We start from the raw sequence: 747 nt of genomic DNA, 5'->3' as shown, positions 1-747 counted from the left end.
CATGTGCCTCAATCCAATCTTTATCAGGGAGAACATATCAAGAAAATGAACATCGTGCGGGGCTCTCTTGAGGACTTGGCTGTGATTGAACGCGCGCTTGGCGAGTATGAGATCGACACTGTCTTTCATCTTGCTGCACAAGCGATTGTCGGCGTGGCAAACCGCAACCCGATTTCTACCTTTGAAGCGAATATCCTCGGTACATGGAATATTCTCGAAGCCTGCCGCAAGCATCCGTTAATTAAGCGGGTCATTGTCGCTTCAAGTGATAAAGCTTACGGCGATCAAGAAAACCTTCCATACGATGAAAACATGCCGCTGCAAGGCAAGCACCCGTACGACGTCTCAAAAAGCTGCGCAGATCTGATCAGCCACACCTATTTTCACACGTACGGGCTTCCGGTCTGCATTACGCGCTGCGGAAACTTATACGGCGGCGGAGATTTGAACTTCAACCGCATCATTCCTCAGACGATTCAGCTTGTACTGAACGGGGAAGCGCCGGAAATCCGAAGCGACGGTACCTTTGTACGGGACTACTTCTATATTGAAGACGCCGTTCAGGCTTATCTGCTTCTTGCAGAAAAAATGGAAGAAAACAATCTTGCCGGAGAGGCCTTTAACTTCAGCAATGAGATCCAGCTGACCGTACTTGAACTGGTAGAGAAAATATTAAAGAAAATGAACAGTAATCTGAAACCTAAGGTGCTGAATCAGGGAAGCAATGAAATCAAACATCAATATTTA

1 protein-coding gene is annotated in these 747 nt (G+C 46.9%); it reads left to right on the top strand.

Annotation, left to right across the window (positions count from 1 at the left end; translation table 11 throughout):
* A partial coding sequence (locus ACWHAR_RS26510; RefSeq protein WP_452088351.1) for a GDP-mannose 4,6-dehydratase occupies positions 1-747 on the top strand: 747 nt, incomplete at both ends.

The sequence above is a fragment of the Bacillus sp. LR--39 genome (genome assembly GCF_053613335.1).
Note: the sequence above shows the minus strand (reverse complement) of the source record. Positions and strands in the feature narration are given on the sequence as shown.